Annotated in this window: 1 protein-coding gene; it reads left to right on the forward strand. The window is 65.4% G+C overall.

The features are described from left to right. A partial coding sequence (locus E1294_RS52270; protein ID WP_165978014.1) for an IS66 family transposase occupies positions 1–266 on the forward strand: 266 nt, incomplete at its 5' end. Positions 267–344 lie beyond the last annotated feature (78 nt).

Raw genomic sequence — 344 nt, forward strand, 5'->3', positions numbered from 1 at the left:
CAGGACGGAAACAGTCCCCGGCCCGCAACCTGCTCCAACGCCTGCAGGACCGGGCCGCTGACGTGCTGCGCTTCGCCGACTTCCCCGGCTGGGTGCCGTTCACGAACAACATGGGCGAGCGCGCGCTACGCCCGGTCAAGACCCAGGTGAAGATCTCCGGCTGCCATCAATCCGAAGATGGCGCCGCGCACTGGCTGACCGTCCGGTCCTACCTCGACACCCGCGTTCCGCAGCTAATTCATGATCCAGGGCATGTTCGGGCCTGAACCCGCAGGTCAGCGCGGTCTGGCCTGGTGGAAGCGGCGGAAAGCCCTAGTGACACGACTTTGCCGATAACCCCATCA

Origin of the sequence: Nonomuraea diastatica, assembly GCF_004349015.1 — a bacterium.
GTDB lineage: Bacteria > Actinomycetota > Actinomycetes > Streptosporangiales > Streptosporangiaceae > Nonomuraea > Nonomuraea diastatica.